Annotated in this window: 21 protein-coding genes and 1 tRNA gene; 17 read left to right on the forward strand and 5 right to left on the reverse strand. The window is 48.3% G+C overall.

Annotation, left to right across the window (positions count from 1 at the left end; all coding sequences use genetic code 11):
• The first annotated feature begins 327 nt into the window (after positions 1-327).
• The 14 genes from C5O23_RS07035 (at position 328) to C5O23_RS07105 (ending at position 12,945) form a co-directional block, all read left to right on the forward strand.
• Entirely contained in the window at positions 328-1,764 is a 1,437-nt protein-coding gene (locus tag C5O23_RS07035) for a tyrosine-type recombinase/integrase (RefSeq protein ID WP_107032243.1), read from the forward strand.
• A 53-nt stretch (positions 1,765-1,817) separates the two neighbouring features.
• Positions 1,818-2,792, forward strand: coding sequence for a virulence protein RhuM/Fic/DOC family protein (gene rhuM / locus C5O23_RS07040; protein WP_107032244.1), 975 nt, complete (start codon positions 1,818-1,820; stop codon positions 2,790-2,792).
• 188 nt (positions 2,793-2,980) lie between these two features.
• A complete protein-coding gene (locus tag C5O23_RS07045; RefSeq protein ID WP_107032245.1) occupies positions 2,981-3,382 on the forward strand; it encodes a hypothetical protein in 402 nt (133 codons plus the stop codon).
• A 10-nt stretch (positions 3,383-3,392) separates the two neighbouring features.
• Entirely contained in the window at positions 3,393-4,106 is a 714-nt protein-coding gene (locus C5O23_RS07050) for a DUF4304 domain-containing protein (protein ID WP_107032246.1), read from the forward strand.
• Positions 4,103-4,567, forward strand: coding sequence for a hypothetical protein (locus tag C5O23_RS07055; RefSeq protein ID WP_107032247.1), 465 nt, complete (start codon positions 4,103-4,105; stop codon positions 4,565-4,567). Before C5O23_RS07050 ends, C5O23_RS07055 begins: the two co-directional genes overlap by 4 nt.
• 6 nt (positions 4,568-4,573) lie before the next feature.
• Complete coding sequence (locus C5O23_RS07060; RefSeq protein WP_107032248.1) at positions 4,574-5,152, forward strand: hypothetical protein; 579 nt, start codon at positions 4,574-4,576, stop codon at positions 5,150-5,152.
• Positions 5,153-5,167: 15 nt separating this feature from the next.
• On the forward strand, positions 5,168-5,677 hold the full coding sequence (locus C5O23_RS07065; RefSeq protein ID WP_107032249.1) for a hypothetical protein: 510 nt from the start codon (positions 5,168-5,170) through the stop codon (positions 5,675-5,677).
• Between the two features lie 13 nt (positions 5,678-5,690).
• A complete protein-coding gene (locus C5O23_RS07070) occupies positions 5,691-6,668 on the forward strand; it encodes a hypothetical protein (RefSeq protein ID WP_107032250.1) in 978 nt (325 codons plus the stop codon).
• A complete protein-coding gene (locus tag C5O23_RS07075) occupies positions 6,665-7,177 on the forward strand; it encodes a hypothetical protein (protein ID WP_107032251.1) in 513 nt (170 codons plus the stop codon). Before C5O23_RS07070 ends, C5O23_RS07075 begins: the two co-directional genes overlap by 4 nt.
• 211 nt (positions 7,178-7,388) lie before the next feature.
• Complete coding sequence (locus tag C5O23_RS07085; protein WP_107032253.1) at positions 7,389-8,336, forward strand: DUF6043 family protein; 948 nt, start codon at positions 7,389-7,391, stop codon at positions 8,334-8,336.
• Between the two features lie 181 nt (positions 8,337-8,517).
• Positions 8,518-8,832, forward strand: a complete 315-nt coding sequence (locus C5O23_RS07090) for a helix-turn-helix domain-containing protein (RefSeq protein WP_025077230.1) — start codon at positions 8,518-8,520, stop codon at positions 8,830-8,832.
• Between the two features lie 5 nt (positions 8,833-8,837).
• Positions 8,838-10,250 (forward strand): DUF3987 domain-containing protein, encoded by a 1,413-nt coding sequence (locus tag C5O23_RS07095; RefSeq protein ID WP_107032254.1) that lies wholly within the window; start codon positions 8,838-8,840, stop codon positions 10,248-10,250.
• A gap of 560 nt (positions 10,251-10,810) precedes the next feature.
• Positions 10,811-11,191 carry a hypothetical protein gene (locus C5O23_RS07100; protein WP_107032255.1) on the forward strand — a complete coding sequence of 127 codons (381 nt, stop codon included), beginning with the start codon at positions 10,811-10,813 and terminating at the stop codon, positions 11,189-11,191.
• On the forward strand, positions 11,188-12,945 hold the full coding sequence (locus C5O23_RS07105) for a relaxase/mobilization nuclease domain-containing protein (protein ID WP_107032256.1): 1,758 nt from the start codon (positions 11,188-11,190) through the stop codon (positions 12,943-12,945). Before C5O23_RS07100 ends, C5O23_RS07105 begins: the two co-directional genes overlap by 4 nt.
• A gap of 240 nt (positions 12,946-13,185) precedes the next feature.
• Here the strand turns inward: C5O23_RS07105 and C5O23_RS07110 are convergent.
• Positions 13,186-13,258, reverse strand: a tRNA-Phe gene (locus tag C5O23_RS07110).
• 657 nt (positions 13,259-13,915) lie between these two features.
• On the opposite strand from C5O23_RS07110, the gene C5O23_RS07115 reads away from it, so the two are divergent.
• From C5O23_RS07115 to C5O23_RS07125, 3 genes are all read left to right on the forward strand, one after another.
• Positions 13,916-14,767 carry a DUF3737 family protein gene (locus C5O23_RS07115; protein ID WP_107032316.1) on the forward strand — a complete coding sequence of 284 codons (852 nt, stop codon included), beginning with the start codon at positions 13,916-13,918 and terminating at the stop codon, positions 14,765-14,767.
• Between the two features lie 77 nt (positions 14,768-14,844).
• Positions 14,845-16,020, forward strand: a complete 1,176-nt coding sequence (locus tag C5O23_RS07120; RefSeq protein ID WP_107032257.1) for a MalY/PatB family protein — start codon at positions 14,845-14,847, stop codon at positions 16,018-16,020.
• An 8-nt stretch (positions 16,021-16,028) separates the two neighbouring features.
• Positions 16,029-17,429 carry an MATE family efflux transporter gene (locus C5O23_RS07125; RefSeq protein ID WP_240597728.1) on the forward strand — a complete coding sequence of 467 codons (1,401 nt, stop codon included), beginning with the start codon at positions 16,029-16,031 and terminating at the stop codon, positions 17,427-17,429.
• A gap of 144 nt (positions 17,430-17,573) precedes the next feature.
• Here C5O23_RS07125 and ilvC read toward each other — a convergent pair whose 3' ends face one another.
• The 4 genes from ilvC to ilvB form a co-directional block, all read right to left on the reverse strand.
• Positions 17,574-18,617 carry a ketol-acid reductoisomerase gene (gene ilvC, locus C5O23_RS07130; protein WP_107032259.1) on the reverse strand — a complete coding sequence of 348 codons (1,044 nt, stop codon included), beginning with the start codon at positions 18,615-18,617 and terminating at the stop codon, positions 17,574-17,576.
• A gap of 76 nt (positions 18,618-18,693) precedes the next feature.
• The gene (locus tag C5O23_RS07135; RefSeq protein WP_107032260.1) at positions 18,694-19,440 is read right to left on the reverse strand and encodes an acyl-[acyl-carrier-protein] thioesterase; all 747 of its coding nucleotides are present in this window, start codon (positions 19,438-19,440) and stop codon (positions 18,694-18,696) included.
• 94 nt (positions 19,441-19,534) lie between these two features.
• Positions 19,535-20,098, reverse strand: coding sequence for an acetolactate synthase small subunit (gene ilvN / locus C5O23_RS07140; protein WP_107032261.1), 564 nt, complete (start codon positions 20,096-20,098; stop codon positions 19,535-19,537).
• 45 nt (positions 20,099-20,143) lie between these two features.
• Complete coding sequence (gene ilvB / locus C5O23_RS07145) at positions 20,144-21,868, reverse strand: biosynthetic-type acetolactate synthase large subunit (protein WP_107032262.1); 1,725 nt, start codon at positions 21,866-21,868, stop codon at positions 20,144-20,146.
• Positions 21,869-21,892: the final 24 nt, after the last annotated feature.

Below are 21,892 nucleotides of genomic sequence, written 5' to 3' on the forward strand. Positions count from 1 at the left end.
TTTGAGCCTACATTTGTGCCGACATTGTTTGAAAATTGACTACCGACGGGGCGTAAGTAATCCGCTGATAATCTGCTATATAAGCAAAAAACCCGACCGAAGTCGAGTTTTTTCGTGGTGCCACCAGCAATATAAATGTTAAACTATTATCAATCGGATTAAATTCAAATATATACTAATATACTGATATTAAGCCGAATTAAACAATTCTCAATTTAGGTAGATAGCGGCTATTTTAGAAATTATAGTGACTATTGTAGTGACTATTCGGGAAAAGTCACTAACTTTGCAGTGTCCGATTCATAAGGGAATCGAACCTTGGATTCTATGGCAAAATCTCTTTCCCGGTTCTTCATCCGCAAGCAGGACGAGAAGAACGAAATCGCAACTCTTTTCTTTAGGGTGCAGAACAAGAAACACAAAGTCGATACGCTCTTTTCCTCTCAGATACGTGTGAATGTTGCAGAGTGGAAAGAGGCTTTGTCGTGTCCTGAAAAATGGATGCGACATCAAAGGGCGAACTTCAATCTACACGACTCGCTCAATAGGATTGAACTGGTAGTAAAGTCGGAAGTCGAGGGCATGTCTTTCGATAAGTCACATGTTGAGGCCGAGATCCTCTCTATCGCCAATCCGAAGAAAGCAGAAGCCATAATGAAAGCTAAGCGTGAAGAGGAGGAACGGCAACGCGAGGAAGAACGCATAAAGGAAGAGCAGGAGCGCCTGATAAAGGAGGGCATCGATGCTGAACGCGCCAAAATATGGAATTTCATAGACCGATTTTGCAATGAAATCAAGAGCGGTGCCAGGCTTAATGGTCATGACAGATACGCGCCAGGCACTGTGAAGGCATGGAATAGCTTTCGGAAACTATATGACCTGTTTGACAGAAAGCATCGCTACACATGGCATGATGTAGACCGTGCATTCGTCACCAAATTCCTAAACTTTATGGAGAAGAAAGATTATATGGTGACTGCGCAGAATAAATACCTGGTCGATCTACGAGCAATCATCAGCTATGCCTATGCCGACGGAATACACAACAATGACCGCGCCCTGCAATATTTCGCAAAAAAGAAAATTGAAGAGAAAGACAAGGCTATTGAAATATACCTTACCGAAGCAGAGCTTCAGGCATTGTATGAAATGCCACTATCAGGCAAGCAGGAAGAGGTGCGCGATATATTTCTTGTCGGGTGCTACACCTGTCAACGCGTGAGCGATTACAACGACATTGACAAGGATTGTTTCACCACTACTGCCAAAGGAACACCGGTAATACGCCTCATTCAGAAGAAAACCCGCAACGAGGTAAAGATTCCTATAATGAATCCCAACCTAAAGGCTATATGCGAAAAATACAACTACAATCTCCCTTATGTTGTTGACGTGATACTCAACCGCTACATAAAGGAGATTCTGAAGGAGTTGTCCGATAAAGTGCCCGACTTAGCCAAGATGGTAGTAACCAAACTTACTCAAAAGCAGAAGAAACTGGTGGAGGACGGCAAGCTCGTTGTCGAGCACAACGAAAAGGGAGAGGTGACAATGCCTCGCTACAAGTGCGTGACAACCCACACAGCCCGCCGTAGCGGAATCACCAACATGTACCTAACCCACAAATACTCCATCGTACAGATGATGCACGTCAGCGGACATAAGACCCAAAAGACATTTATGGACTATATCAAGCTCTCCTCGGACGAAATCGCCGACGAGATAGACGCAATCGTCAACGGAGCAAAATCCGAAGTATTTTGACTATTATTACTCGGAAACAGCTACAAATCAAAATATAAATTGTAATTTTGAATATGGAAACAAATAATTCACAGCTCGTAATCTATCAGGCGCCGGACGGAAATATGTCGATTGATGTGACAGTTCAGAATGATACCGTATGGTTGAGCCAAGGGCAGATGGCCGAACTCTTTGACAAAGATCAGTCAGTTATTGCCCGCCACATCTCTAATGTTTTCAAGGAAGGCGAGCTGGAGAAAGAGAGTAATATGCAAATTTTGCATAATACTCTGTCGAAGTACAAACCGACTCAGGTTTACAGCCTTGATGTTATTATCTCTGTTGGCTATCGCGTTAAATCCAAACGTGGTACTCAATTCCGCATCTGGGCAAATAAGATCTTGAAGCAGTATCTTCTTCAAGGCTATGCCATAAACGAGCGGATAGCTGCACAGAAATATGACGAGCTTAGTCAGTTGATAAAAGTGCTCGGCCGCACAATCCAAAATCAGGAAAGGCTTACGGAGGACAGCCGTTCATTGCTCGATGTTGTTGTCGATTACACATACGCCCTCGACACTCTTGACCGCTACGACTATCAGGAACTGAAGATCGAGGACACCACCGGTAAAGAGTCGTTTCATGCCACTTACGAAAACGCCATGGAAGTCATCCGCGAGTTACATGAGAAATTCGGTGGCAGCACATTGTTCGGCAACGAAAAGGACGATTCCTTCAAAAGCTCCATCGGTCAGATTTACCAGACCTTCGGTGGCGTTGACCTATATCCCTCAGTGGAGGAAAAAGCTGCCATGCTCCTGTACCTTGTTACCAAAAACCACTCATTCAGCGACGGCAACAAACGCATTGCCGCAACTCTATTCCTGTGGTTTCTCAACGGCAACGGCATTCTCTACAACGGAGACGGCACCAAACGCATCGCCGACAACACACTCGTTGCCCTCACCCTGATGATAGCCGAAAGCCGCACTGAGGAAAAGGACACAATGGTAAAAGTCATCGTCAACCTAATCAACAAGAACAACTGAGGATAAGACGAAACAACCCCCGAAATATGCACGGCTTAACGACTTCATGCCGAGGATTGACCTGTCGGTGCTGAATGATTATGTAACGGCTAATCTCCGCGCTGATTTTCATACCCTGATGGGACATTTGTCACACCGAATGTCGATTATTAGTTGTAACTTTGCTTAATTACAGATAATAGACTCAAATGAAACTGCTAAGAGCCTTATTTTACCAATATTATTGGTGGCAGAAGCGCAAAGAAAATGATGAATCCTTTGTGCCTGTTTTGGCTGTGCTGTGTCTCTTGGTTCCTCTATTTGGTATAGTAGGTTTTATAGCAATTTTTGCTGACGTGATAGGGCTTGTCATTTTGCAGAAGTATGATATAAAAATGACCATTTTCGCTATGTTCATTCTCGGATTGGCGGTCTCATGGTGGCTGTTTTTGAGAAGAAAACAATATAAAACAATAGCCCAAGAGCATGATATTTATGATAAGACCATGTATCAAACGCTCGCGATTTTATATCCAGTCCTTTCAGCAATACTTTTCTTTATTGGATTATATATCGGTTATTTACATAATACAGCAATGGTAAGGCAATAACTTTTAGCACATGAATCGCAACGGTAATAGGATTCAACGTCAAGGATTCATCATCCTTATGGTATGCTCGGCGATAATGCTTTGCATAGGAATCTTCATGTTTGTAACCGGCGTTGATTCAACCAGCATCGTGACCGGTCGATACAGCAGTCCTACCGAGTGGACTATTACATGGCACACTCCATTCTTCGGGGCTGTTGTTTTACTGGCATTAGGCATCATGATTCGATTTGATAAACCATCATTGCCTAAAATGGATATTCAAGAGAAGCGCAAATTTATATTTGATAAGATTGCAGATTTCCTAAAGGAGGATGATTTCAAGAAGCGCGGCAACCATTTCTTCAAGAGCAACGGCTCGATAGGCTATTGCATGAACATTCAGAATGACAAATGGAATAATGCCCGCCAAATACGATTCACACTCAACCTCGGCATATACACAGAGCGATTTTGGCTTGAACATGAGGATTTCAAGCACACCGGAGTCGGACCCGCTTTCCCAAAAGAATATGAGTGCGCCGTCAGGGAGAGAATCGGGGATTTATTGCCGACAAACGAAGACCGATGGTATAGTATCACTTCAGATACCGATGTGATGAATCTATGGGATGATATAGAGCACGACCTTACGGATTATGTAATGCCATTCTTCACCGGATACAATACCGAATCAGACGTAGTACCAAATCAATGTATTTATAGGAAAGGAGGCAAGCGATGAAGAAAGGTATTAAAATATCGTTATGGATATTGGGTGGATTGGCATGCATCTTGATTGCTTTAATTTGCCTCGTTGGAATATTCTCGTATTTCACTCAAGATTATAAAAATAGTCAGGATAACTATTTTGCAAGAGTTGAATATTACATTGAAGGGAATGTAATTAACCTGCAGGAAGTCGGAGGCCCTTATTGCCTTATAGAGATAGTGCCAACAAGATTTGAGATATTGAGGAACGAAATTCGTTCATCGGATGATTATGTTGGCGTTTATGCCACAGATACATCCAAAGTTTTTATAATTGCTCCTTTACCTGAGAATTTTTCGTCCGCATTAGAAAGAATCGAGTTAAACTCTCGCGACAGACAATTCGTATTTAACTACACATCTGTGTCCGTATTAAGAACCGCAGCCCTTTACAAATATAAATTGCCACTTAGCAATAACTATACTCCATTCTAAATTTATATGGAAGAAGTCTTAAGATACATATTAATAGCCATTATCATCTATGTCATCGGCACGGAGATATATAAGGCTGTTCGCACTCGGACGATAGATTATACCCTTTGGGCAATAATAGGATTATTCGGGATAGCGATATGGTTGTCGAGAGGCTTCCTTATTACTTGTCAGATGTATGATTGGACTACTTGGGCCGTTTGTTTATTGACAATCGGCAGTTTCGTAGTGCCAAAACAATCAAAGTCAAGCCGATGGGTCAAGGGTGGAACATTATCGAGCCTTTCATTGGCAGTTATCAGTTTTGCTACTCTTAATATTATTGCAAAACAGAAAGACAGCTTTGCTATTGAAACACCCTTAAACGGTTACTCAATATCTCGTATTGGTGAAATTTATTTCAGATATAATGGCAAATCATTCAGTCGGACTTTCAATCTTAGTGAATACTCTGGTGTTGAGGATTTACGAAAAGATTATAACGTGAAACTGACTTTAATCCCTATTGCCGCAGACATAGCAAAGATAGAGTTTTTAGACCTTGTGTCAAAACAAGATATGATAGATGGAAACGGAGGTAATTAATTATAATACTTGCATATGAAATATAAAACAAGCACATACATTATTGTTACGTTAGCATTTTCTATAATGGGTATGCTATTGTGGGCCTCTGGCTGTCACAGGCAAATCTCAAATAATAATGACATACGGAGGATTTTTGAAATCTATCATGCAAATTCTGAATATTATCTTTCCGGTCAGGTCGTTTCAATAGACTTACTTTACGATTATGGCACTATGTATCGTGATGTTTATGTTCTGGAAATAGATGTTGATTCTTTTGAAATCTATAAAAATGATTTAAGGATTGGTATGCCATTTCTCGGAGTATATGACAGTATCTGTAACAAAGCATACATCCAATCACCCATATATAATGAACAGACTAATAACGAGTATAAGAATGGAGATTCGTTGCCTACTGTTAAAATAAACTCTACTGATGGATTAATACATTTTTCCGATAAGCTTCAATTAGGGATGCTCGTTGTGGAAAAGTCAGATGTTTTGTCGGCCAAGGAGAATAGAAATACTATTCGTTTTTAAGTTAAAACACTAAGTGAAAAGCAAGCAGATTCAGAAAATTGCAGCTGATGTGAGGCGCAGCGTGAGCCGCAAATATGGCTTTCGACAAAGTTCCTATATCAACTTTAAGGTTGATAGTGGCTACTTCTTCTGCCTATCTTTTCTGACAGATGAAGCCCGTCTCACTGTCAAACCCTTGTATGCCGATGACTTATGGTGGGATATATGGGACGCATCTGAAAACAAGAAAGAGCCTATGAGCCTGCGCGGAACAGGAGTATACTCTCTTTCAGGGCAAGTGCTGGCTACTTATGATATTAAAGGAACGACCGACAAGAGCAAGCTTGAAAATCAATTTGAACAGGTATTTAATGATGCAACTGCTGCAATAACAATGTTTATAGCGGATAACCCTGATGCCGACCTCTTTTATCCCGATGAATCAAAGATGGATCATGACCCCGACCGACTTCTTTATCTTATGGCTCTGATCCATAATGATAAAAAAGATGATGCTCTGGCGATAATCAGAGAAGCGCGCAAGAATAAAAACCGCTGTATGTTTCAAAGCGGAATATTCAGTGACAGCTATACTTCTATCAGTCGTTGGTGCAAACGTGAACAGGCAATCATTCAGATAAGAAATGTATTTGTATCCATTTTCAACAACATTGTCAAGATACGTGCATACGCATTGATGGCTCTCGGTAGAAATAACAAGAAAGATACCATGCCCGGCAGTTATGATGTCAGGCTTTTGGATGGTGGGATTGTGACGGCATTATGCCTTTCAATAATATTCCTATGGCATAATTTCACATTGGTGTGGATTATACTTGCTGTTTATTTCATATTCGTCTGGTTCACGGACTTTGGGAAATGGAGTGAACGATATTATATCCGTTTTGGGAAATTACCAGATAAAACAAGACTGAGATGGAAAATCGGTATGTGGATTTTAGTAGTTGCACTCTATATCTTTTCATTCGCAATTATATTTTTTGAACGATGAAACTGACCGATAAACGATTTTGGAGTGGAGATAAAACGGATTACTATTCGTTTTTCAAGTATGCACTATCAGACAGCGTGTTATTCTCTATCTCATGGACTTTAGCCATTAGCCTGATATTATGTTTAATCTTGCTGATTATTGGTTTGCATAATGAGGAAAGCATCTCTTGGCACACAATTTCGGTTGGTTTAATCTTTCTTTTCATAGTATTCATTATTTCAAACGGAATGTTCCTATATGAGAATTGGATGAGGCAATATATCATTATAGGCAAGGTAAAGAAACTATTACCGGAAGGATGCGCCATGAAAAGCATCAACTTTGATGGTGTAAGAAAGGAGTACAAGATAATGTTGAAATATAAGGGTAAGATGTTCAGAGCAACAATCGAATATCCATTCTTTTATCTAAGTGAGAGTGGAACACGCGCACTCGGAGCGTTGAACATTGGAGCTCGTAAGTGTTTTGCAGAGAACAAGTCGTTAATAATGGATTATATGTCTTGATTCAGTATTATATGCAAGAAAACAACAAACAATTTTGGATTGCGCGGGGAGCGTTGCTCGTTCTCATGGTCGGGTGTTGCTTGTCCGAGGGTTGGATTGAAGATACTGCACTGCTTGTCGGAACTTATGTGTTGTCGCTGTTATCGTTCAAAGTACTATTATCTTTTTTTGACCTTTGCGCGTTATTACTTTATGAATTAGAAATTTCACTATGAAAAATCAGCAAGATAACTTAGGCAATCAGGATGGAAAGATTGATTTGAAGGCGTGGATGGAGGAGCATCCGCAGGAATATGGCGAGTTTGCTGCGGCGATGGGCGAAGCGGACTCGCTGGAGGTGTTTTTGTTGGGTGCAGCAGCATTTCTTTCGTCGCCGGAGTTTCAGAAGCGATTGGAGAATATGATTAACCTTGACAATCTGGACTTGGATGAGCTTTTGAAGATTCTTCAAGAGTCGGATTTTGCTGAGAAGATATTTGGCGAACAGGCAGAAGGGAGCGAATGGGCTAAATACCGGTTGCCCTTTGCCGCATGGCTCAAATATGGACGCTCTTCTGAAATGATGATAGATAATATTGAGGAAGCGGCAGAGTCGATTGACAACAAACAGTACCAGTGGCAGCTTGCAAAGTTCATGAAGACATTTCTTGCGAGGGAGGTAGAGGATAAACGACGCTCGCGCAAGGATTTGAAGGAGCATCTTGATTATCGCATGAGTGTAGATAACGGCAATTTGGCTGATTGGGCGTTGGAGGGCATCGACGAGTCTAAACCGACTGCTAAAATTATAGAGAACGCGGGATTTCCTCATGACCTTCTTTCCCTTTTGGCATCTCACGGCAGTGAGATTGTTAAGCGCATTGGCAAATGGATAGAAACACATATCCGTGGCGTTGACATAGCGCACTTATATGTCGCACTTGTCGAGTCTGGCGAGCTGGATCCGTCAACACCTGTCAAACGATTTGTCGAGATATTATCCGCCACATTCCCTGAATGCAAAATCGTCGGCGAGCGTCAGGTGCAGAAGAGCGTAAACACGCTACAAGACTTATCTCCCAATCGTAAGCGATTTATCAAAGACGAGCCAGAACATCGCTTCGCTATTGACTCTATAAAGACCGATGTTTTACGAATTGACCCAGATGGAGTAGACTGAAATAGCCTCTTTTCGATTCGTTTGATTCGTTTTATAGTTCGCGAACTTAACGAACCATCAATTCTTTTTAATCCAAGAAATTACGCTATACTTTTGCGCCATCGTTCCATTTCGGAGCGGTGGCGTTTCTGTCTTATGCCGCCAGTAGAAGCGTCGAACAATGTCGGCAATCAAAACAAAAATGCGAGATTTATTAGATATGCTCAATGAGGGTCGGGCCCATGTCAAGGTAGAGATGAACGCCGAAGACCTCAAAGCATTTTCGGAGGACTTGATCCGCCGCGCAAAGGATGAACTCGGCTCGATGGTTGAGGCAGCCAAGAAAGAACGTATGCTCACCAAAGCCGAGGTAAAGGAACTCTTTGGCGTATGCGATGCCACACTCTGGCACTGGGCAAATAAAGGTATCCTCAAACCTGTCAAGACCGGCAACAAGATTATGTACCCGGAATATGAGGTACGCAAAGCCCTCGGACAACGTAACATCAATATCTGAGCATCATGAAAGCGAATGGCTATTATAACCATCCACGTTTTCCGATGGAAGCCGGATGTGGATTGATCGAGGAGGATAGCATTGCCTTTACCAGCGATTCCGGTAAAACTACCGAAACTCCTTCTTTCCCTTTGGAGATATTTCCGAAAGCAATCCGCGACATAATAGAGGCTCTTGAGGAGTATGAGAACTATAATGTCGATTTCACTTCGGCTTCATTCCTTACAGTATTCGCGGCTGCTATGGGCAACACTTGGTCAGTCCGCTTCATGACAGGATGGGTAAGCCGACCGATAATCTACATGGTGCTTGTAGGCTCGCCGAGCTGCGGCAAGACTCCGCCATTGCAACAGGCGGTCGCACCTCTTCTCAAACTCGACGGAGAGTATGACATGATCTACTGCAAGGAGATGGAAACCTACCGCCGATGGGAACGCATGTCGGCAAAGCAGCGTGAGAGACATTCTCTTCCTGAAGAAATGAAGATGCCTAAGCGAAAATGCCATGTAGTGGTTGATTCCACCGTAGAGGCTCTTATCGGAGCTTTGCGCGACAATCCGCGCGGAGTGCTGATTTACAAGGATGAGATAGACAGCCTTCTTTCCAATTTCAACCGCTACAACGGTTCGGACGAGGGCTACTTTCTCAGTCTGTTCAGCGGTACGCCTTTCAAGTACAGCCGAAAGTCAAACAACGAGCATATCTTCCTCGCCAATCCCTATTGTTCTATTATTGGCACTACACAGCCCGGTCGTCTGGGCGAACAGTTCGGCGGCAAGCGAATGATGAATGGCTTTTCATCTCGATTCCTGAAAGTCTATCCCGAAATTGACAAGATGCCGTCGTGGAACGACACCGCCATGCCTGACAGCGTTCTTGAAGAATGGGAGCGAATTATCCGAAAGGTGGTAGCCGCTACTCCTTCAACAGACCAAGAGGGAAAAGCAACCTCAATAGAGCTACTGTTTTCCCAAGAGTCGAAGCTCCGCATAATTCAGTGGAAAGACGAGGTCAATAACAAGGTCTATGCTGAAACGGATTCGGATGCTGTCAGGGCGTTGTGCGGCAAACTGGAAACTTATCTCGTCCGCTTCTGCCTGGTCATACAGATTATGCACTGTATCTGTGGAGAATCGGGCATGGATAAAATTGAACCGGGAACTGCCGAACTCGCCATCAGGCTCACCGAATATTTCAGAAACATGGAGAGCCGGATTGCACCGGAGATTGAAACCGGTATCCTTGACAACCGGTTCACCGAGTTACTCGGAAACCTCAGGGATTCGTTCACCACAGCCGAGGCAGTCAGGGAAGCCCTGCAACTCGGAATCTCGGAATCTTCGGTCAAGAGATTCCTAAGAGACGGAGGCCGAGGATTCGTGAAGAAAAAGTCACACGGTTGCTATCGCAAAATATGACCCATGCGCTGACACTATGAACTTTTGACATTATGACATTTTCGACCGATGTCGAACTGACTGAGATACCCCGGTTGCTCACGCCAGATTTGGAGTATCGAACTTGCTCTGCAAGATATGCCGCTTGTGTCCACAACGGCTATCCCGCCTCCCCCGAGGTGAGGGTCAATCCCGCTCGAAACTCGCAGTCTTTTATCTAATGATACATTGTCCGTGAACGATGATAGACTGAAAAATGAATGATGAAAAACTGAAAATCTGCGGTTGATATATTATCAAGCAACACATTTATCATGAACCGTGATACTTCGGTTAATCGGTCATCGTCACATTGGATAATCGATACATTGGATAATATGATAATGAGCCATTGGACAATAAGTCATCGGGTAATGGAGCATTGGATAATCAGACAATCGAGACAACCAGATATTATATCATCAAGGTATCAGTTCATCAAATCATCAAGCAATCATTATACCAAGTCATATAGTCTTCATTGTATCAGATATTCAATCAACCAATCTATCAAACCATAATATCTTAAAAAGTTAATCTCTATGCCGGATAAAAAATCCATCACTATAAAAATACGTGTCGATTCGCAGACCCACGCAGAAATGCAGTCAAGAGCCGACCGATACACCGACGGTAATCTGAGTGCGTTTGTACGTTGTGCCACACTCAAATATGAAGAGCAGCCGATGGCTGACCGAGACAATCCCCGTATGATTGCTTTGATCAAGTCCGCTATCAAGCTCATCGAAAGGACCGGCACCAACACCAATCAGGTTGCAAAGCACATCAACGAGCAGCAGAAAATGAATCCTTACTCGTTGCGGGCGGCAGATCTTCTTCCCTTCGGTCTGTTTTGCGAGGGTACAGATAAAATCCAACAGATGCTGACATACCTCTATAACATGATAATATCAGGAAAATGATAGTCAAGAAACTCAACGATGTGTCCGGCGGCGGTTTCCCCGGCGCTCGATATAACGAGAAGAAGATTGCTGATGGTGTGGCAACCCTTATGGCGATGGAGAATGTCAGCGAGGCGTTGCGCCACAATGTCGAGACGCTGCACCGCTTCGGCCTTGATGCCTCGGCTGAAGTCGAGAGGTATATGAAAGAAAACTCTAAGACCTACGGCAATACAAAGACAACACGTTTCCAGTTCCACGTGTCGGCCTCCGTGAAAGGACGCGCCATGTCGCCGGAAGAACTTACCGACTTTGCGCGTGAACTTATGGAGGGTATGGGCTATGCCCGTCAGCCGTATTTTGTTTACGCCCACCATGATACCGGCAACAACCATGTGCATATTCTCTCGACGAGAATAAAGCCTAACGGTTATGCCATTTCTGACCATCAGGACAGGCGCAGGCTTAACGAGTGCGCAAATCGCATACTCTCTCCTGACATCAAGAAAGATATCGACCGAATTCTCGGCTACGACTACGAAACGGAGGGGCAGTTTGCCAATATCGTCAAGACTCATGGTTACAAGATAGAGAAATCGCTCGATGGCTACCGACTGTTCAAGTGTGGCGGCAATGCCGGAAATATCGCCATCGGCGACATTCTCAATCGAATCACCAAAAACAGCCCGAAGCGCAAAGACCGCGCTACGCAGCTTCGCGCTATAATCCGGAAATACAAGGGCGAGATAGCCGAGGGAAAATGTCAAAATGTCGATAATGTCAAAGTGTCAAAAGGTAAGAAGCGAAAGCCAGTAAAAGCAAAACTGAATACCGACATCCGCAAAATACTTGACAACCACGGCAAACCGTTGAGCGAGGAGAACTGCCAGCGCATACAGACTCTTATCGATGTTCTCAAGACAAAGTTTGGTATAGACATCAGTTTTCAGAAGGACAAGGACGGCAGGGTGAGAGGCTACAGTATAATCGACCATGCCGAAAAGATTGCCTTCGACGGCAGCAAGGTGATGAAACTGTCGGAGCTTATTGATTTCGCCATCAAACCACAAAGGAAACCATCGCCGCTTGACGTGTACCGCGACCTGTTCACTGTCGAGGTGGGCAAAGACAGCAGAGGGAACTATATGCTCATCAATGTCAAAGACGGCTCGACGTACCGCAAACCAATCTCACCGAGGCAGTACGCATGGTATAACGGCGTGAAAGACGACGAGCGCGAAGATGTAGGCCTGACAATAGCGGCCACGATGTTCTCCGAGGAGATACTGACCGAATATCTCATACGCTATCCTATACACAACCATCAAGAGAGGATAAAGGGCATGGCAGTTGTCAAACATAGAAACGGCAACTATTGCCTCCGCGCTGCCTTGACTGACGGCTATATACCTTTGATCGAATTAACTTCGGAGGAGGAAGCCAAGTTCCGCTCTCTACATGCCGATGAACAAGCAAGACAAGACTTCCTGATGTCAATAGCCATGCTGCATCTTACTCGAAGGGATGCCGAGGCGGTTAAAGACAGGATAAAACAGAATACCCAATCCAAAGCCGGAGTCCGTATTTTCCCTTCCCGTCCACAGGACTACTCCCCGGAAATCTCGCAAGTGTTCACATTCAATCTTGCCAACGCACTATCTTCCCTCAATGTCAGTTCCGGCTCATCCGGCTACAAGCGCGAGCACGAAGTCGGCAACCGTTCCCGCTACGATGACATCGACGACCGTCAGTCCGGCACCCGACTTACAATGTAAGAATGAAGTAGTGACTATCTCAGCGCACCACGCCGATAGTCACTATTATTTTGCAGAGAATTTAATGTAGAATTTAATTGGGTTTAGAATTAAACGCTACTTTTTAATACAGTTTAATCAAGCCGATTTATCGTGGTTTATAGCGATTTAGATAGTGACTATTATAGTGACTACGCCCTGTAGTGACTAAAAGAAAAATCGCCAACTCTGTGAGAATTAGCGATTTAATCTTTGCTTGGGTGGTGCCACCAGGAATCGAACCGGGGACACAAGGATTTTCAGTCCTTTGCTCTACCAACTGAGCTATGGCACCGTTTTTGTTTTGCGTTGCAAAGGTAGGGAGTTTTTTTTATTCCTGCAAATTTTTAATGAGCTTTTTTGCATTTTTTTAGGCAAATGGGGCGAAATGGGCATTCAAATGGGATAAAATGGGCTTGAAATGGGTAAAAATGGCTGAAAATTTGAGCTGAGAGGGTGTCGGATTATGAATTTTAGGTATGGAAGGTATGGTGATTGGCCTCGAGGTGGATGGATATTGGCTGGTATAGATAATAGTTGTATCGGGGATGGATATGGACCGGGTATAGAATAGATAGACCGGGTATAGATGGTAGGTACAAGTATAGATAGGGGCATAGATAATGGATGTATATGTATTAAGGGGGATATGAAAGGGTGTGAGATGGTGTGTGGAGATGGGCGCGGAGGTCGGGGTTGGGCTGATGTGGTAGGTGGGGTGGGATGTTGTGGCTGATGGGTGTGAACGTGGGGAAGGGAAGGTGGGCTGTGGGCGGTGGATTTTATCGGGAATATGGGTTGTGAATTCCGTTTTTAGGGTATGGGGAGTGTGGCGGGGCGGTTGTAATTTTGCAGTGTGGCCGGCGGCGATGTGTGTTGACGAGTGGTGACCGGTCTGTGTTTTCTGACTTTTTAGTAATTTTGCAATGTAAATAAGATGAATAAAGAGATTATGAATGTTATCCGTGATGAGGAATTCGGCGGTGAACGTCCGCTTTTTGCTTCGAAGGGTCTGCGGCTGGAGGGTGTGACTGTCCATGCCGGGGAGTCGGCTTTGAAGTGTTGTTCTGATGTCGTGGCCGAGGGCTGCCGTTTTGAGGGGAAGTATCCTTTCTGGCATGTGGACGGTTTTGAGATCAGTTTGTGTCTGTTCACTCCGGGGGCGCGTGCGGCGTTGTGGTATTCGAGGAATCTTGTGATGACCGATACGCTGGTCGAGGCTCCGAAGATGTTTCGCGAGATGGAGAATCTTTCGCTGACACGTGTGAAGATTCCGGATGCGCAGGAGACTCTGTGGCATTGCCGCGGGGTGAAGCTGCGTGATGTGGAGGTGGGGAATGCCGATTATCTGTTCATGCATTCCGAGGATATTGATATTGACGGTTATCTGCAGAGGGGGAATTATTCGTTTCAGTATTGCCGGAATGTGGTGATCCGCAATGCGAGGATTGAGTCGAAGGATGCGTTCTGGAATACTGATAATGTGACGGTCTATGATTCGGAGCTTTCCGGTGAGTATCTTGGCTGGCATTCGCGCAATCTGCGTCTGGTGCGTTGCCGGATTTCCGGCACTCAGCCTTTGTGTTATTGCGAGGGGCTTGTGATGGAAGACTGCGAGATGGCGGATGATGCTGATCTGGCGTTTGAGGATTCATCGCTTGAGGCGACGGTGAATTCGTGCATCACGAGTGTGAAGAATCCGCGCACCGGTTCGATAAGGGCTGCGGGGATAGGAGAGACCATTATTGACGGTAATGTGCTTGCTCCTGCCGACTGCCGGATTGTTACTGAGGCCGGTTGCTGATCGGTATGTAAATGGAACTTAGGCGGTGGTGTTTTGTTATTCAGATTATAATATGTATATGATTTGCCGATATGAGTATGGATTTCGATTTTGATAAGGTGGTACATCGCCGTGGCAGCGGGTGCATGAAATGGGATGAGCGTGACGATGTGTTGCCGCTCTGGGTTGCTGACATGGATTTCCGGACGGCTCCGTGTGTGGTTGAGGCGCTTCGCAGGCGTGTGGACCACGGGGTGTTCGGCTACACTCTGGTCGATGATGATTACTATGGTGCTCTTATCGATTGGTTCAGTTCGCGTCATCTTTATCCGTTCAGGCGTGAGGATGTGATCTATGTGCCGGGTGTGGTTCCTGCCATATCGGCTATCATCAAGGCTCTTGCGCCTGCGGGGTCGGGTGTGATAGTCCAGACTCCGGTCTACAATTGTTTTTTTTCTTCGATCCGCAACAATGGCTGCCGGATTGTGGAGAGTCCTCTGCGTCGGGTCGATCTGCCGGGCGGGGAGTTTACTTATGAGATGGATTTCGAGGGGCTGGAGAGGCTGGCGGCTGATCCCTCAAACGTGCTTATGCTGCTGTGCAATCCCCACAATCCCGCCGGGCGTGTCTGGCGTAGGGAGGAGCTTGAGCGAGTGGCGGAGATCTGCCGGAGAAACGGTGTGAGAGTGGTCAGCGATGAGATTCACTGTGAGCTGACCATGCCGGGTTACCGTTATGTGCCTTATGGGACGGTTGATCCGTCGGCCGTCGTGTGTCTGTCACCGTCAAAAGCTTTCAATACTGCCGGGCTTCAGATTGCCAACATCATCGTGGCTGATCCAGGAGAGCGTAAGCTGATTGACCGTGCGGTAAATATCAACGAGGTCTGCGATGTCAATCCCTTCGGAGTCGAAGCGCTGAAGGCTGCCTATTCGCCTGAAGGGAGTGAATGGCTCGATGCTCTGAGGGCATATATTTATGAAAATTACTGTCTGTTGCGCGAATATCTCGGACGTCGGCTTCCGCAGTGTGCGGTGGCTCGGCTGGAGGGCACTTATCTGCCGTGGGTCGATATCTCGAAGTTCGGATCTGATGCCGATGAACTTGCCGGCGGCTTGCTTGACAAGGCCGGTGTGTGGGTGAATTCCGGGTCGATGTATGGCGACGGAGCTTATCTGCGCATCAATATTGCCTGTCCTCGCCAGATTCTTGAAGAAGGGCTCGAACGGATATGCGGGTATCTTGAGGGGGCCTGCATGAACAATATAAACTGACCGGCGGCGTGGCAGACATTTCATTGATCAGATCAGGAGCGCCGCTGAGTTTCGGCAGTCAGCTCAGGCTGACACTCCAGTTGTCGTGGCCGGCAATGATGGCTCAGCTGTCGAGCATAATGATGCAGTATATCGACGCGGCGATGGTGGGGCGCCTTGGGGCTGACGATTCAGCGGCCGTGGGGCTTGTCTCCACGAGTCTGTGGCTCTTCTGGGGCATCTGTTCGGCGGTGACTGTTGGTTTTTCCGTGCAGGTGGCCCACCGTATAGGCGCGTCAGACCATGATGGGGCGCGGCGGATACTGCGTCAGTCTATAGTGGCCTGTCTGCTGTTCAGCCTTGCTGTTGTGGCTGTCGGAGCGGCCATAGCGTGGCCTCTGCCCGTCTGGCTTGGAGGGACAGAGGCCGTATGCGGCAAGGCTTCGCTCTATTTTCTTGTTTTTGTACTTGCTCTTCCGCTTCTCACCATGAATTATCTCGGAGGGGCTATGCTCAGGTGTGTCGGGAATATGAAGGTGCCCGGCGGGCTTAACGTGATGATGTGTGTGCTTGACATCATCTTCAACTTTTTCCTGATTTTCCCTACACGTGAAATCGGTCTTGGCTCTGTCAGTCTGACTGTGCCCGGAGCCGGTCTCGGAGTGCTTGGCGCGGCACTTGGCACTGTGTCGGCGGAGATTGTCACAGCGGGGCTGATGATGTGGTTTCTCTGCACACGCGAGAAGACCATCAGGCTCAAGGGGCATCCGGGAAGTTTCAGGCTTACGCGCCAGGTCATCGGCAAGGCACTGCGCATATCGGCTCCGATGACGCTTGAACATGCCGTTATCTGCGGAGCGCAGATAGCGGTGACTGTCATAGTGGCTCCGCTTGGCATAATGGCTATAGCGGCCAATGCGTTTGCCGTTACGGCAGAGAGTATATGCTATATGCCCGGCTACGGGATAGGCGATGCCGCCACAACGCTGGTGGGGCAGAGCTATGGCGCGCAGCGCATGGACGTAGCGCGCCGTTTCGGCTATATCACCGTTGGGCTGGGTATGGTGATGATGACGGTGATGGGGGTTATCATGTATGTCTGCGCGCCGTGGGTCATGGAGCTGATGACGCCCGTCGGAGCGATCCAGACGCTTGGCGTAGAGTCGTTGCGCATAGAGGCATTTGCCGAGCCTATGTTTGCGGCGGCGATAGTGAGCTATGGTGTTATGGTCGGGGTTGGTGACTCTATAGTGCCGGCCTGCATGAACTTCGGCAGCATCTGGCTTGTGCGTCTGCCATTGGCTGCGCTTTTGGCTCCGACAATGGGGCTTGCGGGGGTATGGACGGCCATGTGCATCGAACTGTGTTTCCGCGGGGCGATCTTTCTCTGGCGTCTGCTTTCAGGCGCGTGGCTTAAGAAGGGGATATGACAGATACGGTTACAGGAGACAGCCTGTCTCAATGATCCGTGGCGGCGACTGCGGTCTGAGGCTGATCGCGGCCGACAGAAAAGCCCCGGTCTGGCGGAAGGCGCGCAGACCGGGGCGATACGATATGGTGACTGATGCGGATGATCAGACGTTTTCGGGACGGAGTGTGCGCACGGTAGCACCGGCACGCCACATTTCGCTTTCGCGGAGAGCCTTGAGTTCTTCTTCAAGTTTCTCGCGGTAGTCGGCCTGGGTGTTGGAGTCGATGGAGCGCTGTGCCTCGCGTCCGGTCTTCACGCTCTCGTAGAGATCGTAGACCACGGGCTTGATGGCATCGTGGAACGGACCCATCCAGTCAAGAGCGCCGCGCTGTGCGGTGGTAGAGCAGTTGGCATACATCCAGTCCATACCCTTTGCTGCGAAGAGGGGCATGAGTGACTGGGTGAGTTCTTCGACGGTTTCGTTGAAGGCTTCAGAGGGAGTGTGGCCGTTTTCACGGAGCACTTCATACTGGGCGAGGAGGAGGCCCTGGATGGCGCCCATGAGCGAGCCGCGTTCGCCGGTGAGGTCGCTGACAGCTTCGCGCTGGAATGTGGTTTCGAAGAGGTAGCCTGAACCGATGCCGATGCCGAGGGCGAGTGTGCGGTCAAGCGCACGGCCAGTGGCGTCCTGGTAGACGGCGAAGCTTGAGTTGGTGCCTTTGCCTTCCTTGAAGAGGATGCGGAGCATTGTGCCTGATCCCTTGGGGGCTACCATGATGACGTCGACGTCAGCGGGAGGAACCACGCCGGTGCGGTCGCTCCAGTTGATGGCGAAGCCGTGGCTGAAATAGAGGGCTTTGCCGGGTGTGAGGTGCTCCTTTATGACAGGCCACTGTGAGATTACGGCTGCGTCGCTGAGAAGGCACATGATGATGGTGCCGCGCTTGCAGGCTTCTTCGATCGAGAAGAGTGTTTCGCCGGGAACCCAGCCGTCGGCCACTGCCTTGTCATAGGTCTTGCCTTCGCGCTGGCCTACTATCACGTTGAAGCCGTTGTCGCGGAGGTCGAGACCCTGGCCGGGGCCCTGGACTCCGTAGCCGATCACGGCGATTGTTTCGTCCTTGAGTACTTCGCGTGCTTTTTCGAGGGGGAATTCTTCGCGGGTGATGACTGTTTCTTCAACGCCGCCGAAATTTAATTTTGCCATAATTGAATAGGTGAATTAGTATATTTTTATGAATTTGTTCCTGAATGAATCTGTGAGGGGAGAGATGAAGGGGCTGTCAGCGCTCGCTGAAATGCAGGCGCGCTATGCAGCAGGGAGTATCGGCCACGGCGATCTGAGCTGTGGCTGTCTCCGGTGACTCCGCATGGGCCATGCGGCTGGCTGTGGCTGTCTCTCCATAGCGGGCTTCATGTTTGAACGCCACTTCGAAGCGGCTTATGCGCATGGAGTCATAGGTCTCAAGCGGCCACAGATCGGTGATAAGGTCGATGTAGCGCCGGGTGGTGACGTGGCGGTTTACATCGATGTCGGAGACGGCAAAACGATAGCTCATCTCAAAGTCTGAGCCAGAGAGCGGCAGGAGTTTTCCGCCGTTGTCAATGCCTGACGGTGCGCCGTCCACCATGTCGAAGCCTTTCCAGATGGGTGTGAGGTCTCCTGGGCGGCGGGTTGACATGTTGACGGCCATCCATGTGGAGTGGGCGCGGATCACGATGCGTCCGGTCTCGGCATCGGTCATTTCGAAATTTCTGTCGGAGAAGAGTCGGTTGACGTTTTCAATCCATGTGGTCATGCGGTATGTGCGGTTGACCGACGGGCTTTCGGCAATGTCGATAGTCAGCCGGCTCAGCACCCAGGATATCCCTTCGCTGATCATACGGTCGAAACCTATGCCGAGCTTGTTGGCATGGGCCGTGGCGGTGTCGATGATCGTGGTGACCAGACGTGACAGCGGCATCTCGCGCTGAGAGTTGACTTCCGCTGCCGTTAAGAAAAATTCTGTGGTATATCTTTTGTCTGCCATATGACTGTTTATGGAGAGAACTTTGGGTGTGTGGTAGGGAGGGGTGACGGAGAGTGCGGCTTTAGAGGTTTAGAGGTTGTCTAAAAACAATCTCTTATTCCTCGGAGGTGTCACACAGGGCCTTGCCTCGCGCTTCCTGCTCTTCGAGATAGCGGGTAAAGTGTTCGGTGGGCGACTTGGTGATGCAGATGCGGCCCGAACGGATGAACTGTAGGATGCCGTATTTGGCAAGCAGCTCGTAGAGGGCCTGGGTCTCGCTCTCGTGGCCGGTTTTTTCGAGTATGGTGTACTCGCGGGTGAGTTCGAGAATGCGGGCGTTGTGCACGCGGATGATGCGCTCGAAATCTTTCTCATCGAGAAGTTTCTGGGTGGGCACCTTGTAGAGGGCCACTTCCTGATAGACGATCTCGTCATCGGTATAGAGGAATGCGCGGAGCACGTCAATGCAGCGTTCAATCTGGCTGATGACTTTCTCCATTGTCTCACGGTCGCTGTTGCAGGTGAAGTTCATTTTGTGTATGCCGTGGACCGAGCTTGCGCTTGACGAAACACTTTCGAGGTTGAGGCCGCGGCGGGTGAAGATGATGGAGATGCGGTTGAGCAGACCCACCTGGTTTTCGGTGAATACGGATATGGTGAACAGTTGTTTCTTTTCCATCCTGTTATAGTGGCTTGCGGTTGAAAGTTGGGCCGACGCGGGTGGTCAGGCCTCGTATTTGTCTGTGGCGTTGATAAGAATGTTGTCAATGGCCGAGCCGGGGGTGACCATCGGGAAGACCATGTCAGTCGGGTCGATATTGACGTTGAGCAGATAGGCTCCGTCGTGGGCGGCCATGCGGGCTATGGCGCTGTCAAGCTCGGCACGGCAGCTGACATTTTCAGCCGGAATGCCGTAGGCGGCGGCGATCGCCACGAAGTCGGGGTTGACCATCGGGGTGGCTGAGAAGCGGTTGTTGTAGAACATGGCCTGCCACTGGCGCACGTTGCCGAGATAGTTGTTATTGAGAAGTACCATTTTTACCCCTATGCGGTATTCAAGGATGGTTCCGAGTTCCTGCATGGTCATCTGGAAGCCGCCGTCGCCCATGAAGGCGAGCACTTCGCGGGAGGGTTCGGCGAGTTTGGCGCCGATTGCAGCGGGAAGGCAGAAGCCCATCGTGCCGAGGCCGCCGGAGGTGATCATGCTCTTGGGCATGGTGTAGGACGAATAGCGGGCGCTCATCATCTGGTTCTGGCCCACGTCAGTGACCACGATGGCTTTGTTGCCGGTGGCCTCAGACAGTTTTCTGACCACTTCGCCCATGCGCATCGGAGATTCCGGGCCAAGGTCTTTCGGATCGGTCTCGCGTTCGATCACTTCGGCCTGTTCCACATTCTCCGGGCGTTCGAAGGTTGTGAGCCATTCCTTGCGGTCGGCTTTATTGATCTGGGGGAGGAGTGCGCGCAGGGCGGTCTTGGCATCGGCGTGGATGGCTATGTGGGCTTTGACGTTTTTATTGAATTCGGCGCTGTCGATGTCGATGTGTATGATCTTGGCCTGTGGTGCATATGATTTGATCACTCCGGTGACGCGGTCGTCGAAGCGCATTCCGACGGCAAGGATCACATCGGCATTGTTGGTAGCGATGTTGGGCCCGATGTTGCCGTGCATTCCGACCATGCCTTTGTTGAGCGGATGTTCTGAAGGTATGGTCGAGAGTCCGAGCAGCGTGGTGGCCACGGGGATGTCGGCTTTCTCGGCGAGAGCAAGCAGATCGGCTTCGGCTTCAGAGAGCATTACGCCGTGACCGGAGAGTATCAGCGGTCTTTCCGAGCGGTTGATGAGTGCTGCGGCCGAGATTATTTCGCCGGGCTGCAGTTCAGGTGCCGGATTGTAGCTGCGGATATAGTTTGTCTTCTTGTAGCTCCAGTCGAGAGTTCCTACCTGGGCGTCGCGTGTGATGTCAAGCACCACGGCTCCAGGGCGGCCGGTGGTGGCTATGTAGAATGCGCGGGCCATCGCCCAGGGAATTTCTTCGGGGCGGCGGATCTGGTAGGCCCATTTGGTTATAGGCTGAGTGATGCCGATGACGTCGGTTTCCTGAAAGGCATCGGTGCCGAGCGAGGCTACTCCTACCTGGCCGGTAATGACCACTATGGGGGTGCAGTCAATGTTGGCGTCGCCGAGTCCGGTGATGACGTTTGTGGCTGCCGGGCCGGAGGTTACTGTGACGACTCCCACACGGCCTGATGCGCGGGCATAGCCCTGGGCGGCATGGACAGCGCCCTGTTCGTGGCGTGTCAGGATGTGGCGGAGCGAGTCTGTGAAATCATAAAGTTTGTCGTAGAAGGGCATAATCTGGCCGCCCGGATAGCCGAAGATAGTGTCTACTCCTTCGGCAAGCAATGCGCGGCATATTGCCTCGGCTCCTGTGATGCGTTCACTCATACTTATATGGGTCTGAAATTGATA

The organism is Duncaniella muris, assembly GCF_003024805.1.
Classification (GTDB): Bacteria; Bacteroidota; Bacteroidia; order Bacteroidales; family Muribaculaceae; genus Duncaniella; species Duncaniella muris.

What these genes read in the sequence shown, in the direction of transcription:
- C5O23_RS07035 (WP_107032243.1), top strand. Translation starts at nt 328, where the DNA reads ATGGCAAAATCTCTTTCCCGGTTCTTCATCCGCAAGCAGGACGAGAAG.
- C5O23_RS07105 (WP_107032256.1), top strand. Translation starts at nt 11,188, where the DNA reads ATGATAGTCAAGAAACTCAACGATGTGTCCGGCGGCGGTTTCCCCGGC.
- C5O23_RS07085 (WP_107032253.1), top strand. Translation starts at nt 7,389, where the DNA reads ATGAAAAATCAGCAAGATAACTTAGGCAATCAGGATGGAAAGATTGAT.
- C5O23_RS07060 (WP_107032248.1), top strand. Translation starts at nt 4,574, where the DNA reads ATGGAAGAAGTCTTAAGATACATATTAATAGCCATTATCATCTATGTC.
- C5O23_RS07115 (WP_107032316.1), top strand. Translation starts at nt 13,916, where the DNA reads ATGAATGTTATCCGTGATGAGGAATTCGGCGGTGAACGTCCGCTTTTT.
- C5O23_RS07075 (WP_107032251.1), top strand. Translation starts at nt 6,665, where the DNA reads ATGAAACTGACCGATAAACGATTTTGGAGTGGAGATAAAACGGATTAC.
- C5O23_RS07135 (WP_107032260.1), bottom strand. Translation starts at nt 19,440, where the DNA reads ATGGCAGACAAAAGATATACCACAGAATTTTTCTTAACGGCAGCGGAA.
- ilvB (WP_107032262.1), bottom strand. Translation starts at nt 21,868, where the DNA reads ATGAGTGAACGCATCACAGGAGCCGAGGCAATATGCCGCGCATTGCTT.
- C5O23_RS07090 (WP_025077230.1), top strand. Translation starts at nt 8,518, where the DNA reads ATGCGAGATTTATTAGATATGCTCAATGAGGGTCGGGCCCATGTCAAG.
- rhuM (WP_107032244.1), top strand. Translation starts at nt 1,818, where the DNA reads ATGGAAACAAATAATTCACAGCTCGTAATCTATCAGGCGCCGGACGGA.
- C5O23_RS07045 (WP_107032245.1), top strand. Translation starts at nt 2,981, where the DNA reads ATGAAACTGCTAAGAGCCTTATTTTACCAATATTATTGGTGGCAGAAG.
- C5O23_RS07050 (WP_107032246.1), top strand. Translation starts at nt 3,393, where the DNA reads ATGAATCGCAACGGTAATAGGATTCAACGTCAAGGATTCATCATCCTT.
- C5O23_RS07100 (WP_107032255.1), top strand. Translation starts at nt 10,811, where the DNA reads ATGCCGGATAAAAAATCCATCACTATAAAAATACGTGTCGATTCGCAG.
- ilvN (WP_107032261.1), bottom strand. Translation starts at nt 20,098, where the DNA reads ATGGAAAAGAAACAACTGTTCACCATATCCGTATTCACCGAAAACCAG.
- C5O23_RS07120 (WP_107032257.1), top strand. Translation starts at nt 14,845, where the DNA reads ATGGATTTCGATTTTGATAAGGTGGTACATCGCCGTGGCAGCGGGTGC.
- C5O23_RS07095 (WP_107032254.1), top strand. Translation starts at nt 8,838, where the DNA reads ATGAAAGCGAATGGCTATTATAACCATCCACGTTTTCCGATGGAAGCC.
- C5O23_RS07065 (WP_107032249.1), top strand. Translation starts at nt 5,168, where the DNA reads ATGAAATATAAAACAAGCACATACATTATTGTTACGTTAGCATTTTCT.
- ilvC (WP_107032259.1), bottom strand. Translation starts at nt 18,617, where the DNA reads ATGGCAAAATTAAATTTCGGCGGCGTTGAAGAAACAGTCATCACCCGC.
- C5O23_RS07055 (WP_107032247.1), top strand. Translation starts at nt 4,103, where the DNA reads ATGAAGAAAGGTATTAAAATATCGTTATGGATATTGGGTGGATTGGCA.